The 13408-nt window shown below is 66.2% G+C and carries 11 protein-coding genes and 1 pseudogene; 4 read left to right on the forward strand and 8 right to left on the reverse strand.

Annotated features, from left to right (window positions below; translation table 11 throughout):
* Window positions 1-2 precede the first annotated feature (2 nt).
* The 6 genes from ASD82_RS05095 to dapD all read right to left on the reverse strand — a co-directional run bounded on the left by ASD82_RS05095 (window position 3) and on the right by dapD (window position 6061).
* Entirely contained in the window at window positions 3-1925 is a 1923-nt protein-coding gene (locus tag ASD82_RS05095; RefSeq protein WP_162253810.1) for a TonB-dependent receptor, read from the reverse strand.
* Between the two features lie 189 nt (window positions 1926-2114).
* Entirely contained in the window at window positions 2115-3248 is a 1134-nt protein-coding gene (gene dapE / locus ASD82_RS05100) for a succinyl-diaminopimelate desuccinylase (RefSeq protein WP_056716394.1), read from the reverse strand.
* Between the two features lie 63 nt (window positions 3249-3311).
* The gene (locus ASD82_RS05105) at window positions 3312-4376 is read right to left on the reverse strand and encodes a VIT1/CCC1 transporter family protein (protein ID WP_056716438.1); all 1065 of its coding nucleotides are present in this window, start codon (window positions 4374-4376) and stop codon (window positions 3312-3314) included.
* 5 nt (window positions 4377-4381) lie between these two features.
* Window positions 4382-4879 (reverse strand): DUF2165 domain-containing protein, encoded by a 498-nt coding sequence (locus ASD82_RS05110; RefSeq protein ID WP_056716397.1) that lies wholly within the window; start codon window positions 4877-4879, stop codon window positions 4382-4384.
* 1 nt (window position 4880) lies between these two features.
* Window positions 4881-5237, reverse strand: coding sequence for an arsenate reductase (locus tag ASD82_RS05115; protein ID WP_056716399.1), 357 nt, complete (start codon window positions 5235-5237; stop codon window positions 4881-4883).
* Entirely contained in the window at window positions 5234-6061 is an 828-nt protein-coding gene (gene dapD / locus ASD82_RS05120) for a 2,3,4,5-tetrahydropyridine-2,6-dicarboxylate N-succinyltransferase (protein ID WP_056716441.1), read from the reverse strand. The genes ASD82_RS05115 and dapD overlap by 4 nt, the downstream gene beginning before the upstream one ends.
* 143 nt (window positions 6062-6204) lie before the next feature.
* Here dapD and ASD82_RS05125 point away from each other — a divergent pair, with 143 nt between their 5' ends.
* The 4 genes from ASD82_RS05125 to tssA all read left to right on the forward strand — a co-directional run bounded on the left by ASD82_RS05125 (window position 6205) and on the right by tssA (window position 8912).
* A complete protein-coding gene (locus ASD82_RS05125) occupies window positions 6205-6759 on the forward strand; it encodes an NAD(P)H-dependent oxidoreductase (RefSeq protein WP_056716402.1) in 555 nt (184 codons plus the stop codon).
* 248 nt (window positions 6760-7007) lie between these two features.
* Window positions 7008-7292, forward strand: a complete 285-nt coding sequence (locus tag ASD82_RS05130; protein ID WP_056716405.1) for a hypothetical protein — start codon at window positions 7008-7010, stop codon at window positions 7290-7292.
* A gap of 88 nt (window positions 7293-7380) precedes the next feature.
* Complete coding sequence (locus ASD82_RS05135; protein WP_056716408.1) at window positions 7381-7698, forward strand: hypothetical protein; 318 nt, start codon at window positions 7381-7383, stop codon at window positions 7696-7698.
* A gap of 176 nt (window positions 7699-7874) precedes the next feature.
* Window positions 7875-8912 (forward strand): type VI secretion system protein TssA, encoded by a 1038-nt coding sequence (gene tssA / locus ASD82_RS05140; protein ID WP_056716410.1) that lies wholly within the window; start codon window positions 7875-7877, stop codon window positions 8910-8912.
* A 66-nt stretch (window positions 8913-8978) separates the two neighbouring features.
* On the opposite strand, the gene ASD82_RS05145 is transcribed toward tssA, so the two are convergent.
* Both ASD82_RS05145 and ASD82_RS17870 read right to left on the reverse strand, forming a co-directional pair.
* Complete coding sequence (locus tag ASD82_RS05145) at window positions 8979-10091, reverse strand: hypothetical protein (RefSeq protein ID WP_056716414.1); 1113 nt, start codon at window positions 10089-10091, stop codon at window positions 8979-8981.
* Window positions 10088-13408 (reverse strand): annotated as a pseudogene (locus ASD82_RS17870) (S-layer family protein); the annotation flags it as partial. The gene ASD82_RS05145 and the pseudogene ASD82_RS17870, both read right to left, overlap by 4 nt.

Consider the following 13408-nt stretch of genomic DNA (forward strand, 5'->3'; position numbering starts at 1 on the left):
GCTCAGAATTTCAGGCGGGCATCGAACAGCACGCTGCGTCCGATGCGGTCGCTGTCCGGGAACACGTATTCCTGATGCCACGAGTGCAGCAGGCTGGAGCCGGACAAGGCGAGATCCAGTTTCTCATTCACCCGCCAGGCCAGTCGCGCGTCGAGCTCCACGTAGCCGGGCACCTTCGGGTCCGGCAAGGCACTGACCCCGCGCAGTTCGGCCACCAGAGTCCAGCGATCCGAGAGGTTCATCACCGACCGGATGAAACCGTGACGCTCGGGGTCATCGCCGGCCTGCGACAGGCCCAGCAGGCCGCTCGCACCCGGCTTGAAGCGCAGCCGTTGCCGCTGCGTGGCGAAGCCTGCGCCCAGGCGCCAGGAGTCGCCGATCGCGTAGCTGCCCCAGGCTTCCAGCCCCCAGGTATGGCCTTCCATGCCATTGCCCCACAGCAATGGAAGCAACGTGGGGGAATACTCGATGGTCCGCAGGTCGTCGTAGACGTTGTAGTACACCGAAACCGACACGGTCGCCCGGGTTGCCACCTGTGCCCGCCAGCCGGCTTCATAGGCGGTCAGCTGCTCGCGTCTGAAGTCCGGATTGCCGACCAGGAACGTGGTCGAACCGAGTTTCTCGATGACATCCTGGTCGAACGGCGTGGGCGTGCGCACCGCACGCGAAGCGGCCGCCCACAGCAGCACGTTCCCGCCCGGCTTCCATGACAGTTTTCCGCTGGGCATCAGCGACACGCCCGAGTAGGGATCGTCCTCGGCCTTGAGGCCCAGCGTCAGCTGCACGCGCGGGCCCAGCCCGATCTGGTCCTGCACGAACGCGTTCGCCAGGTTCTGCGTGTTCACCGCCGGGTCCCACAGCAGTGAACTGGCCGGACTGATCCGCGGCTTGATGTCGTAGCGATAGTTCCGGTTGCCCGCGCCCCAGACGACCTGGTTGTGCTCGCCCAGGGCGAAGTTGTGCTGCAGCTCGATGTCCCAGGTGTCGAGCGCGAAACCTTCTCCACTGGCGTCGTTGCGACGATGCACATGATCGTAATAGGTCTGCACCTGGAAGCTCGAGGTGTCGCTGATCGCATGCTGCCAGCGCGCCAGCACGTCGCCTTCGGTGCTGCGCGAATCGGGCGCGCCGGCCTGCTCGACGCGGCCATCGTGCAGGTCGCCCTGCAGCATGAGGGCATCGGCCGCACCGCCATCCCAGTCCAGCCGGAAACCGACCTGCGGATTGCTCCAGCCGTTGCGCGCGTCGTGCCCGGCGCTGTTGTCGAACGAATCCCGGCGAACGTCCCGCGCGTAGACCCGGTAATGCGCGTGTTGTCCCAGCACGCCGCCGTATTGCACGGACGCGCCGCGCTGCAGGTTGCCCACGCCCACGTGCAGCACCCCGCCCCGGGTGTCGGCAGCCTTGCGGGTGATGATGTTGATCACGCCGTTGACGGCATTGGCGCCCCACAACGCACCACCGGGACCGCTGATGACTTCGATGCGCTCGATGTTCTCGGGCAGCACGTACTGGTCATCCCAGTACATGCCGGAGAATATCGGCGAATACACGCTGCGACCATCGATCAGCACCAGCAGCTTGTTGGGGAAATTCTGCGCGGTGTTGTTGCCGCTGAACCCCCGCGCGGTGATCACGTAGTTGCTCGGACTGGTCTGGAAGACCGCCAGGTTGGGCGCCAGTCGCAGGATGTCCGGCAGGCTGGTGGCGCCCGATCGCAGGATGTCGTCGTGGCCGATCACGTACACCGCTGCCGCGGCGTCGCCCAGCGGTTCGGGGGTCTTCGCCACCGAGGAGATCACCACCTTGCCCAGATCCTCCAGCGAAAGATGGCTGAGATCCTGCGGCAGTGACACTGCGCTGGCCACGTCGACCGACAGCGCCAACAGACCCAGCGCGACCACGCCGGGCCGACACGCGCGCATCGCCATGCTCCTCATGTCGCGATCCTTACGCAAGCGCTACCCGAACAGCACATGAAAGCCCCCTGGCACGCCCCGGATGCCGGCATCGGGCGATATTATGCCGCCGATGCTCATGGCGACATGTCTAGGGCTTCTTCACACTTCGCGGTGGCACCTCCCTTCGCCTTGTGCCAGGCGCTCGCCCCGCGCCTATCCCAGCAGGCGTTCGCACACCGCCCGATACAGCGCCGGAAGCGCGTCCAGATCCGCCACGTCCACGCATTCGTCCACCTTGTGGATGGTGGCATTGACCGGGCCGAGCTCGACCACTTCGGCACCCATCGGGGCGACGAAGCGCCCGTCAGAGGTACCACCCCCGGTGCTCTGCTCGGGATCGATGCCGCACAGCTCGCGGCAGACCGCCACCACGGTTTCGCGCAGGACACCACCGGTTGGCGTGAGGAAGGGTTCGCCGGAGAGGTTCCAGTCCAGCGCGAAGTCCAGGCCGTGTCGTTGCAGGATCGCCTCAGTGCGGGCACGCAGATGCTCGGCGCGGCTGGCGGTGCAGTAGCGGAAGTTGATCAGCGCGGTGAGTTCGCCGGGGATCACGTTGGTGGCACCGGTGCCGGCGTTGAGATTGGAGAACTGGAACGAGGTGGGCGGGAAGTTGTCATTGCCTTCGTCCCAGCGTTCGGCAGCCAGTTCGGTCAGGGCGGGGGCAAATGCATGGATCGGGTTCAGCGCCTTCTCCGGATACGCCACGTGGCCCTGCACGCCCCGCACCACCAGCGTACCGGACAGCGATCCGCGGCGGCCCACGCGAATCAGGTCGCCCAGCCGTTCCTTCGAGGACGGTTCGCCCACCACGCACCAGTCGATGCGTTCGCCGCGTTCGCGAAAATGTTCGACCACCCGCCGCACGCCGTCGAGATTGGTCGGGCCTTCCTCGTCGCTGGTCAGCAGCAGGCCGACGCGGCCACGATGCGCGGGATGCGCCGCCACGAACTGCTCAAGCGCCACCACCATCGCGGCAACCGAGCCCTTCATGTCGGCCGCGCCTCGGCCGTATAGACGTCCGTTCCTGACGGACGGCTCGAACGGCGGACTTTGCCAGGAGGCTTCCGGGCCGCTGGGCACCACGTCGGTGTGGCCAAGGAACGCCAGCGTCGGTCCGGCGTCGCCATGGGTGGCCCACAGGTTGTCGACTTCGCCGTAGCGCAGGTGCTCGACGCGAAAACCCGCACGCGCCAGCCGTTCGCCGATCAGCGGCAGGCAACCGGCATCTTCCGGCGTTACCGAACGGCGGCGGATCAGCTCACAGGCAAGCTCGAAGACGTCGGACATGGGCACTCGCGATAGTCACGCAGGGCAAGAGCCGCAGCATACCAAGCGCGCCTGCCCGGGCGCTCAACCGGTCAGCACCACGCCCAGCAGATGGCCCACCCCGTAGGTGATCGCGGCGGCCGCGGCGGTGATGCCGAACTGGCGGGCGATCGAGAACAGCATGCTGCGCCCGGTGAACAGCGAGGTGCCGATGCCGATCAGGGCCAGCCCGGCGGCGGTGGAGCACGCGCTGGCCAGCATGGCGACATCGCCGCCGAGGAAGAAGTACGGCGCCACCGGAAACAGCGCGCCACAGGCGAACAGGAAGAACGAGGAGATCGCCGCACCCCAGGCCGAGCCGCCCAGTTCAGCCGGGTCGACGCCCAGGTCTTCGCGCACCAGCATGTCCAGCGCCGCGCGCGGCGTTTCGGCCACGTGCCCGGCCAGGTGTTCGGCCGCCGCCGGTTCCAGTCCCTTGTCGCGATAGATGCCGGCGATGTGTTCCAGGCCGTCTTCCGGCGCCACTGCCAGGCGCTCGGCGCGCTCGGTGATCTGCGCCTGGTAGAACTCGCGCGAACTGTTGACCGACAGCCATTCGCCCAGCGCCATCGAGCATGCCCCGGCGACCAGTCCGGCCAGACCGGCCAGCAACACGGCGCGATCCCCCGAGGCGGCACCGGCCATGCCCATCACCAGGCTGACGTTGGAAACCAGTCCGTCGTTGGCGCCGAGCACGGCGGCGCGCAAGGTGTTGCCGCTCTGGGCGCGATGGCGCAATCCGTGCGGACCGGCCGGCTGCGGCAACGGGAAATGGTCGCGATGGCCGCTACGGTCGACCGGCGTGACGGCATGGTCGGCGTGTTCCAGCCGCACCACGGTCGGCATCACGAACTCGGTGCCGAAGCGTTGCGCGAACCAGCTCAACGTGCGCACGCGCAAGCCGATCCGCGGCGACGGCACGGCCTCGCCCAGTTTTCGCAGGCGCTCCTCCCAGAACTGCGCATTGGCCCGCTCGCCCGCCGCGATGCGTCGATAGGCCTGGCTCAGTCGCGCATCATCGGCCAGCTCGGCCAGCCGCGCGTACAGTACGGCGTTGTCGCGCTCGATGCGAAGGTTGCTGCGGAAGCGGCGGATGCGGTGCGTACTCATCATGGTCAGTCGTCGAGTTCGTCGTCGCGCTGGCCCAGGTAGACCAGCGCCAGCAGCAGCACCACGACGAAACGGAATGCACTGGCCAGTCCGTTCCACTGGCTGGACATCCACATGCCGAACCATTCGCCGCCGATCGCCATGAAACCGCCCAGCCACAGCAGCACGCCGACGCCGAGTCCGGCCACGGCGAGGCGCTTGGCCCGATGGAACAGCGCGGCCGGTGAACGGCGTGCGCGCCACAGGCGCCACGTCCCCAGCCCGCACAGCACGGCGGCCAGCGTTTCGGTGGCGATGATCAGCACGTAGGCCGCATGCTGCAGCAGCGGCGCATGGATCGCGCGGTAATGGATGGTGGCGTCCGGGAAGATCGAGTCCATCGCCAACACGTGCTGCACGAAGACCAGGTTGCTGCCGTAGTCGGTGAGGTTGCCGAATGCGACCAGGGCCAGCCACAGCGCGATCGTCGCCATCAGCCCGATCTTCGAAAGCCGCGTCGGCATGTCAGCGGCCGAACAGTTTCTTGAAGCCGTTGTCGCTGAAGCCCACGCTCACCGTGCCGTCGGGCTGTACCACCACCGGGCGGCGGATCAGCGCGGGATATTCCTTCAGCAGCAGCGTCCATTCCGGATCGCTGCCGGGATTCTTGCGCTGCGGCAGCAGATTGCGCCAGGTGGTCGAGGACTTGTTGACCAGCTTCTCCCAGCCGCCGAGCTGCGCGGCCCAGTCCTTCAGCGTCGCCGCCGGCACCGGGTTGACGCGGTAGTCGACGAAGTCGTGCGCCACCTCGAAACGGGCCAGCCAGTTGCGCGCCTTCCTGCAGGTGTCGCAATTCGGAAGTCCATATAGCACGGGGTTCATTCGCCACTCCGCAGCAGTTCGTTGATGCTGGTCTTGCCGCGGGTCTTCTCGTCCACCTGCTTGACGATGATCGCGGCGTACAGGCTGTGGCTGCCGTCCTTTGCGGGCAGGCTGCCGGCCACCACCACGCTGCCGGCTGGCACGCGGCCGTAACTCACTTCGCCGGTGGCGCGGTTGTAGATGCGGGTGGACTGCCCCAGGAACACGCCCATGCCGATCACGCTGCCCTTCTCCACCACCACGCCTTCGACCACTTCGGAGCGCGCGCCGATAAAGCAGCCGTCCTCGATGATGGTGGGATTGGCCTGCAGCGGCTCCAGCACGCCGCCGATGCCGACGCCGCCGGACAGGTGCACGCCGGCGCCGATCTGCGCGCAGGAACCTACCGTGGCCCAGGTGTCGATCATGCTGCCGGCACCGACATGGGCACCGATGTTGACGTAGCTGGGCATCAGTACGGCGTCCTTGGCGATGTGCGCGCCCCGGCGCACCAGCGCCCCGGGCACCACGCGCGCACCGAGCTGCTCCAGCTCGGTGTCATCGCCGTGGGCGAAGCGCAGCGGAACCTTGTCGAAGGCTTGGGCCGGACCACCGTCGACCACGCGGTTGTCGTTGATGCGGAAGTACAGCAGCACCGCCTTCTTGATCCACTGGTTCACCGTCCAGCCGCCGTGGCCGTCCGGCTCGGCCACCCGGCGCTCGCCGGATTCCAGCAGGTCGAGGACCTGGCCGATCGCCGGACGCAGACGGGTCTCGATCTCGGCCGGGTTCAGCGTGTTGCGACGTTCAAAGGCTTCGTCGATCAGGGTTTCGATGGCTTGCATGGGGTTCATTCGCGGAAGATGATGATGACGGTCGGCTGGTGCGGCCACCAAGAATACAGGCCGGATCGGCATTTGCCTGCCCGGCTTCATCCGTATTTGACGACGGCGCATCCATTGTTTCACAGCACTCAACGGAGTCGGAAATGAACCAGATCAAGATTGGCGTGATGGTGGGAAGCCTGCGCATGGATTCGTTCAATCGCCGACTGGCCCGGGCCGTGGAGAAGCTGGCTCCCGACGATCTCGCCTTCCGGCACATCCAGATCAACGACCTGCCGCTGTACTCGCAGGATTTCGATGCGGCCTACCCTGCTGCCGCCACCCGACTGAAGAAGGACATCGAGTCCGTCGATGCCCTGCTCTTCGCCACGCCCGAATACAACCGCTCGATTCCGGGCGTGCTGAAGAATGCGATCGATATCGCTTCGCGGCCCTGGGGCACCAACTCGTTCGCCGGCAAGCCCGCGGCCGTCATCGGCGCTTCGATCGGTTCCACCGGCACCGCCCTGGCGCAGCAGCATCTGCGCAACGTGCTCGCCTACCTGGACATGCCCGTGCTGGCCCAGCCGGAGGTGTTCATCCATTTCAAGGAAGATCTTGTCGGCGAGGATGGCAGCATCGGCAATGATGGAACCCGGAAATTCCTGCAGGGCTTTGTCGACAACTATGTCGCCTGGGTCAGGCGATTCGTTCGGTAAGCAAGAAGCGCGACGCGTGTGCTGGTCGCGCGCGTCGGCACGGCGCTGTCGGAAACTGTCGCGGCTTCCTGCGCCAGGCGCCGTGACACGGACTTTCGGGTGCTCCGATCAGCGGATCGAACAGGCGATCGGGGCAACTCCCTTCACCATCACGAGACGTCCTGCGGGTCCATGATGCACCCGTACCCGCGCGTGCAACCGGAACGCGCGAGGGGTACCGTTTCGTCATCTCCCCCTGGAGGAAGCCCATGCACGAGCAGATCAGTCAAGGCTCCATGGTTTTCGTCACCGATGGTGCCGACGGCATCGGTGCCGTGCGGGAGATCAGGCGCGGCTTGCCCGAGCTGCTGGTCTACATCGAAAACGCCGGAGACTTCGTGATACCGATATCGGCCGTCAAGGATGTTCATTCCGGCAAGGTCGTGCTGGATTTCGACAGGCTGGATCTGCGCCTGCGCAATGCCATCCGCCATGCGCGCGATGCGGAAGACCGCAATTACGTTGCACCGGCTTCGGGGGAAGAGGAAGAGTAGCCGTCGACATGCGCCAGGCCGATCACCCCGCGGCCTGGAGAACGCTTTCCGGCAAGACCTCCGGCTTGTCGACGGAACCCCTCATGGCATGATCAACCGAGACGAAGAACGACTGAACCGCCAGCTGGACCGGTTCGAACGCGAGTTGCCCGCGTCGTTGAGTCGAAGCATGCGCTGGCTGCGCGAACCTTCGTCGCGGTGGATCCGGATTCCGGCCGGCCTGCTGCTGATCGCTGGTGGCATTTTCAGCATCCTGCCCCTGCTGGGCCTGTGGATGCTGCCGCTGGGGCTCCTGCTTCTGGCCCAGGACCTGCCCTTCCTGCGGCGCCCGACGCGGCGCGCCCTGCTGTGGATGGAACGGCGCTGGGTGCGCTGGAAACGGAGGGGGCGCAACAGGCCGGGGTAACCGGAAAGCCGGCTTGGCCGATGCTGCCGTGTGGCCCGATCCGCTCGCCTTCGGCAACCACTCCGCGGCCGCCCCATGAATCGTCGATGCATGGCCTTGAAAAACCGCTGGTGACTGGTTTTGTGTGGATAATTCGTGATAATGGCGTGATCCCACCTGGAAGGCGGTGCAAACCCATGACGCAATATGATCTTGAGTCTTTGTTGGCACCGATCGGAGACGAATCCCCGTCGGGTGACGATCTCGAATACGATCCCGAATTTCTCGCACTGGAGCGCGCCGCCGCGCCAAAAGCGGAGCGCGCGATCGGCGACAACGTCAAGGCCGCGGAAGAGCCGGACTGGGAAAAGGTCGCCGAACTGGCCGAGGCCCTGCTGCACCGTTCCAAGGACTTGCGTCCAGCCATCCACCTCACCACCGCCTGGATGCGCACCTCGGGCATGCGTGGATGGAGTGCCGGGCTCAGCCTGATCCGCGGGCTGCTTGAACACTTCTGGGACACCGTCTATCCGCAACTGGACGCCGAGGACGACAACGATCCGACCATGCGGGTCAATTCGGTCGTGCCACTCGGTGACCTGCAGGGCGTGCTGCGCTATTTCCGCACCACGCCGTTCGTGCAATCGCCGCGGATGGGCCGCTTCGACCTGCGCGACCTGCGCATCGCCAACGGAACGTTGAAAGTCACGACGGAAGGCGAGCCCGGTCCGTCATTGACCGAGATCGAAGCCTGCTGCATGGACTGCTCCGAAGACGACCTGGTGGCGGTCACCGCCGCCATCGGCCAGTCGCTGGAAAGCGCCAAGGCCATCGACGGCATTTTCAACGACCGTATCGGCACCGCCGGCCCGGACCTCAAGAATCTGCTCAGCGATATCTACGAACTGAAGAAGTTCCTGGACCCCCAGCTGGCACGCCGGCTTCCGCAGGAAGGCGCGGGTGGTGAGGGTGAGGCGGGCGAAGGTGGCGGCGAAGGCGGAACCGGCGGCACCCGCGCATCCAACGGCGCCATTTCCGGGCCGCAGGATGTCATGCGGCGGCTGGACGAGCTGTGCGACTACTACTCGCGCAACGAACCGTCGAGCCCGGTGCCGCTGCTGCTGCGGCGCGCCCAACGACTGGTCGGCATGGACTTCATGGACCTGCTGAAGGATCTCGCCCCGGGCGGCATTTCCGAGCTGCGCGTGGTTTCCGGCACGCCCGAAGACGAATAGCCCGAAGACGACCATCCCGAAGACGAACCGCCCGCAGATCCGATCCGGTAGTTGCAGGGGCAGGCTTCAGTAGACGCCCTTGCAGCTGTTCGCGCCGGAACGAACGAAGAGCTGACGCACCGACGGGTCCCAGCTAAGGGTCAGCCCAGCCGGCAGTCCCGCGGTGATGCCGGCCGAAGCGATCTGGCTGATTGGCCCCACCGTGGTGGTGCGGCCATCCGCGAAGGTGACTCCCGCGCTGATCGTGTAGCGCAGCGGATCGGTGCACGCCCCGATGTCCACCTGCCTGGAAACGGTGTTGCCGCCGGAAAAGTCCGGCATGGTGCCGGCAATGGGCGACCCGACCTTCTCGCTGCCATCTCCGGCACGGCACGTGGTGGTCAATACATAGCTGATCGAAAGTCTCGCCGGGGTGGCTACCTGCACCACGGCCACCGCCTCGGGCTGGGCGCCACAGCCAAGCAGGAAAGCCTTGCGCCTGGACGCCACGTGGAGCACGTAGCTGCCAGGATCGAGCTTGACACCTGCGGGCAACTCCAGCTCGATCCGGACGGGCGAGACCCCGGTCACCTTCGGCTGCACCGCCTGCGGCTTGCCCTGGGCATCGGTGGCCGTGACCTTGGGGTCCTCACACTGCGCATCGAACAGGTTGGCTCCCACCAGCGCGAAGCTGGTCTTGCCCGGGATGTTTCGCAACACGAACAGCGGTCGATGATCGGCAGTCTCGACGGCATCGACGACCGGCGGCAGCTTCGCTCCGTCCGACGCTTCGGCAAGCTGGGCCACCGTCGTCGCCAGCGCATCGGCCATGGCTGTTGCGTCCGTGTCCAGGCAACCCTTGCTGGCTGCCAGAAACGCCTGCACCCGCTGGCTGGCCGCATGGGCACGATAGGCGTTGCTTTTGGGTTTGGCGTCGATGATGTCGATCGGCTTGTCGACATCCTTGCCCAGCGATTTCCGCAAGGCCTCGCTCATCGTGGCGAGACGCTCGCTGGTCGCCCCCAGGCTGGAGCCCGGCATGCCGGCCGCACGAGCGGACAGCTCATGCTGGGCCGTGCCCAGTTCTTCCAGGATCGCCGTTCCACTCAGTCGCGGCGCAAGCTGCGCCGCGAGTGGCGTAACCCACCCCGGCGCCAGCAATCCGACCAGGACGGCCGCGCCGAGCTTCAGCATGCTCATCGGCGACCATTCATCATGAAGCCCACCATCCCCACGGTGTCGCCTTCCTGGCAATCCTGCTGATCCGGCTGGTCCGGATCGCACCCGCTCTGCTGATCGGCCGGCAAACGCACGCCGGACGGCACGATGCCGTAGGAGCGATAGTTCGCCGTGATCACGCTCGGGTCGATGTAGGAGTCACCGTGATTGCCGTTCTGCGCACTGCCTGCGCCGGTTGCGGTCGGCACGTTGATCGCGAAGCCGCCACCCAGCGGCAGCAGGTTGCTGCTGCTGTCGATCGCGTAGAAGTAAGCGGGTGGGAACCCGACATTCGCAATCATCTGCAAGCCGGTACCGACCACGTAGATCGGCGCCGAGGCCTTGCCCATCCGTCCGGTTGAGCCCCAGGTACCCGTGCTGTTGTAGAGCGGCGTGGTGCCCAGCTGGAACAGGTCGCCATTGGTCACCGACAGATAGGTGACCGCGTTGCCCGCGTTGACCGTGAACGTGCTGCCATCGACCGACGCCAGGGTCAGGGTCTTGTTGTTGGTCATGCTGAAGCCACCCGGCGACGAGAAGTTGCCAAGTGTGTCGACCATGTTGTTGATGCGACCCGAGGCACTGCCCAAGGTGGTGACACCCGCCGCGCTTCCGCTCAGGGTGCTGGCCGTGATCAGGCCGCCGGAGCCTTCGGTGATCGCGCCAGCGGACTTCAGCGTGGTCTTGGTGCCGCTGATCGCCCCGTCGATGGACAGTCCGCCGGAGGTCGTGGTCAGGGCCAGGGCGGAGCCGCCGTTGACCGCGCCATTGACCGTCAGCGCCTGCGCATTGCTCAGCGCGAAGTTCGCTGCACTGAAGCTGCCCAGGGTGCCGATGTGGTTGGCGCCGGTGAGGGTTGTCGCACCGACCGACTGGCCGCTCAGGGTGCCGGCCGTGATGCTGCCGCCGGCGCCTTCGCTGATCGCACCGGCCGACTTCAGCGTCGTCGTGGTGCCGCTGATGGCACCGTTGATGATCAGGTCACCCGCGGTGGTGGTGAGTGCCACGACTGGGCCGCCATCGAGTGGCCCGACCACCGTCAGCGTCTGTGCATTGGTCAGACTGAAGTCCGCCGTGAAGCTGCCCAGCGTGTTGATGTGGTTGTTTCCGTCCAGCGTCGTATTGCCGGTCGACTGCCCCGTCAGCAGATTCGCGGTGATGCTGCCTGCCGCGCCTTCGGTGATCGCCCCGGCGGAGTTGAGCGTGGTCGTGGTACCGCTGACCGCCCCGTTGATCGCGAGATCGCCAGCGGTCGTGATCAACGTGGTGCTGGCGCCGCCCTGGAGCGGACCACTCACAGTCAGTGAGCGCGCATTGGTCAGGCTGAAGGCCGTCGCGCTGAAATCGCCCAGCGTGGTGATCTTGTTGGCCTGGTTCAGCGTGGTGCTGCCGCTCGAACTGCCGGTCAGCGTGCCGGCGGTGAGGATGCCACCGCCCTGGCTGATGTTGCCGGTGGAGTCCAGGTTCACCGTCGTGCCGGTGACGTTGTTGCCCAACGCCAGATCGCCAGCCGAGGTCAGCGAAACCTCGTCACCCGTGACGGCCGTGTTCACGCTCAGCGCCCCGCTGGTCGTGGTCAGGCTGATGTCGCCAGTGCCACCCGTGGTGGTCAGCGGACCACCCACACTCAGCGCTTGCGCATTGGTCAGGGCGAAATTGGCGGCGCTGAAGCTCCCGAGCGTGCCGATGTGATTGGCCTGGTTCAGCGTCGTGTTGCCGACCGAGCTGCCATTCAGGGTGGTCGCGGTGATGCTGCCGCCACTGCCTTCGGTGATGTCCGCGGCGGAGTTCAGCGTGGTCGTGGTGCCGCTGACCGCACCGTTGATGGCCAGGTTGCCGGCCGTGGTGGCCAGGGTCGTGCTGGTGCCGCCGCTGACCGGACCCGTGACGGTCAGTGCCTGCGCGTCGGTCAATGCGAAGCCAGCCGCCGTGAAGCTGCCCAGCGTGCCGATGTGGTTGCTGCCGTTGAGCGTCGTTGCTCCGCCCGAGTGGCCTGTCAACGTGGTTGCCGTGATGGCACCGCCGGCGCCTTGGCTGATCGTCCCTGCGGAGGCGAGTGTCGTCGTCGTGCCGTTGACTGCCGCGTTGATCGCCAGGTTGCCGGCGGTCGTGGTCAGCGCCGTACTGGCGCCACCGTTCAGGGCGCCGGCGATGGTCAACGACTGTGCATTGGTCAGGGCAAAACCCGCAGCACTGAAACTGCCCAGGTTGGTGACATGATTGCTGCCGTTGAGCGTGGTCGCACCCGCCGACTGCCCGGTCAGCGTCGCGGCGGTGATGTTGCCGCCAGCTCCTTCGCTGATCGTTCCGGCTGACTTCAGTGTGGTAGTCGTGCCGCTCACCGCACCGTTGATGGCCAGGTTCCCTGCCGTCGTGGTCAACGCCGTGCTGGCGCCGCCATCGACTGCTCCGGTCACGGCCAGCGACTGTGCATTGGTCAGCGCAAAGCCGGCAGCAGTGAAGCTGCCCAGGGTGCCGACATGGTTGACTCCGGCAAGACTGGTTGCGCCTGCCGAATGACCGGTCAGCGTGGTAGCCGTGATGCTGCCCGCCGGTCCTTCGTTGATCGTACCGGACGAGTTCAGGCTCACTGCCGTGCCGTTGAGCACGCCGCCCACGGTCAGGTTGCCCGAATTCACCGTCAATGCGCCCGTGCTCACCGTCCCGAGCGTCAAGGCATTGATGTCACTGATCTGCGTGGCGCCACCGGCGAGATTGACCACGCCACCGAAGTCATTGCTGCCGCCAGCGAGGGTAATCGCGCTGGTGCCGGCATTGACCGTGGTCGTGCCCGCCACGGCCAGCGCCGCGCCCGTCTGCGATACCGCCCCGCTGCTGGTGATGAGCAAGTTGCCACCCACCGTGGTCGCGCCCAGCGTCGTGCTGGTCCCGGCACCGGTCGTGGTGATCGTGAGCGTGCCGGCCGCGTTGCCGCTGATGCCAAGATTGCTGCTTGCCGTCACCGCCGCGATGCCGGAAGTGGTGCCGCCGACCCCCGTCGTACCCGCACTGGACAGGTTCACATTGACCGGCGTGGTGTAGCCCGAGTAATCCAGGCTGCCGTTGCTGCCAGCATTGAGGTTGCCCGAGATATCCCCGTCGGCCCCCGAATGCATGAAGAAGTGGCCGGTACCGGTGTCGATCAAGTTGCCGATGCCGGAGAAGGTCCCGGCCAGATTGGTCACCGTACCCTGGTTGTGGCCGGTGAGGCTCCAGTTCTGGTTGGATGCGGTCAGCGTGCCGGTGCCGGCATCGGCGATGTTCTCGAACGAGGTCCAGACCAGCGTGCCGCCGTTGCC

It is taken from the genome of Rhodanobacter sp. Root179 (assembly GCF_001428465.1).
GTDB lineage: Bacteria > Pseudomonadota > Gammaproteobacteria > Xanthomonadales > Rhodanobacteraceae > Rhodanobacter.

What these genes read in the sequence shown, in the direction of transcription:
- ASD82_RS05095 (WP_162253810.1), bottom strand. Translation starts at nt 1,925, where the DNA reads ATGCGCGCGTGTCGGCCCGGCGTGGTCGCGCTGGGTCTGTTGGCGCTG.
- dapE (WP_056716394.1), bottom strand. Translation starts at nt 3,248, where the DNA reads ATGTCCGACGTCTTCGAGCTTGCCTGTGAGCTGATCCGCCGCCGTTCG.
- ASD82_RS05105 (WP_056716438.1), bottom strand. Translation starts at nt 4,376, where the DNA reads ATGAGTACGCACCGCATCCGCCGCTTCCGCAGCAACCTTCGCATCGAG.
- ASD82_RS05110 (WP_056716397.1), bottom strand. Translation starts at nt 4,879, where the DNA reads ATGCCGACGCGGCTTTCGAAGATCGGGCTGATGGCGACGATCGCGCTG.
- ASD82_RS05115 (WP_056716399.1), bottom strand. Translation starts at nt 5,237, where the DNA reads ATGAACCCCGTGCTATATGGACTTCCGAATTGCGACACCTGCAGGAAG.
- dapD (WP_056716441.1), bottom strand. Translation starts at nt 6,061, where the DNA reads ATGCAAGCCATCGAAACCCTGATCGACGAAGCCTTTGAACGTCGCAAC.
- ASD82_RS05125 (WP_056716402.1), top strand. Translation starts at nt 6,205, where the DNA reads ATGAACCAGATCAAGATTGGCGTGATGGTGGGAAGCCTGCGCATGGAT.
- ASD82_RS05130 (WP_056716405.1), top strand. Translation starts at nt 7,008, where the DNA reads ATGCACGAGCAGATCAGTCAAGGCTCCATGGTTTTCGTCACCGATGGT.
- ASD82_RS05135 (WP_056716408.1), top strand. Translation starts at nt 7,381, where the DNA reads ATGATCAACCGAGACGAAGAACGACTGAACCGCCAGCTGGACCGGTTC.
- tssA (WP_056716410.1), top strand. Translation starts at nt 7,875, where the DNA reads ATGACGCAATATGATCTTGAGTCTTTGTTGGCACCGATCGGAGACGAA.
- ASD82_RS05145 (WP_056716414.1), bottom strand. Translation starts at nt 10,091, where the DNA reads ATGAGCATGCTGAAGCTCGGCGCGGCCGTCCTGGTCGGATTGCTGGCG.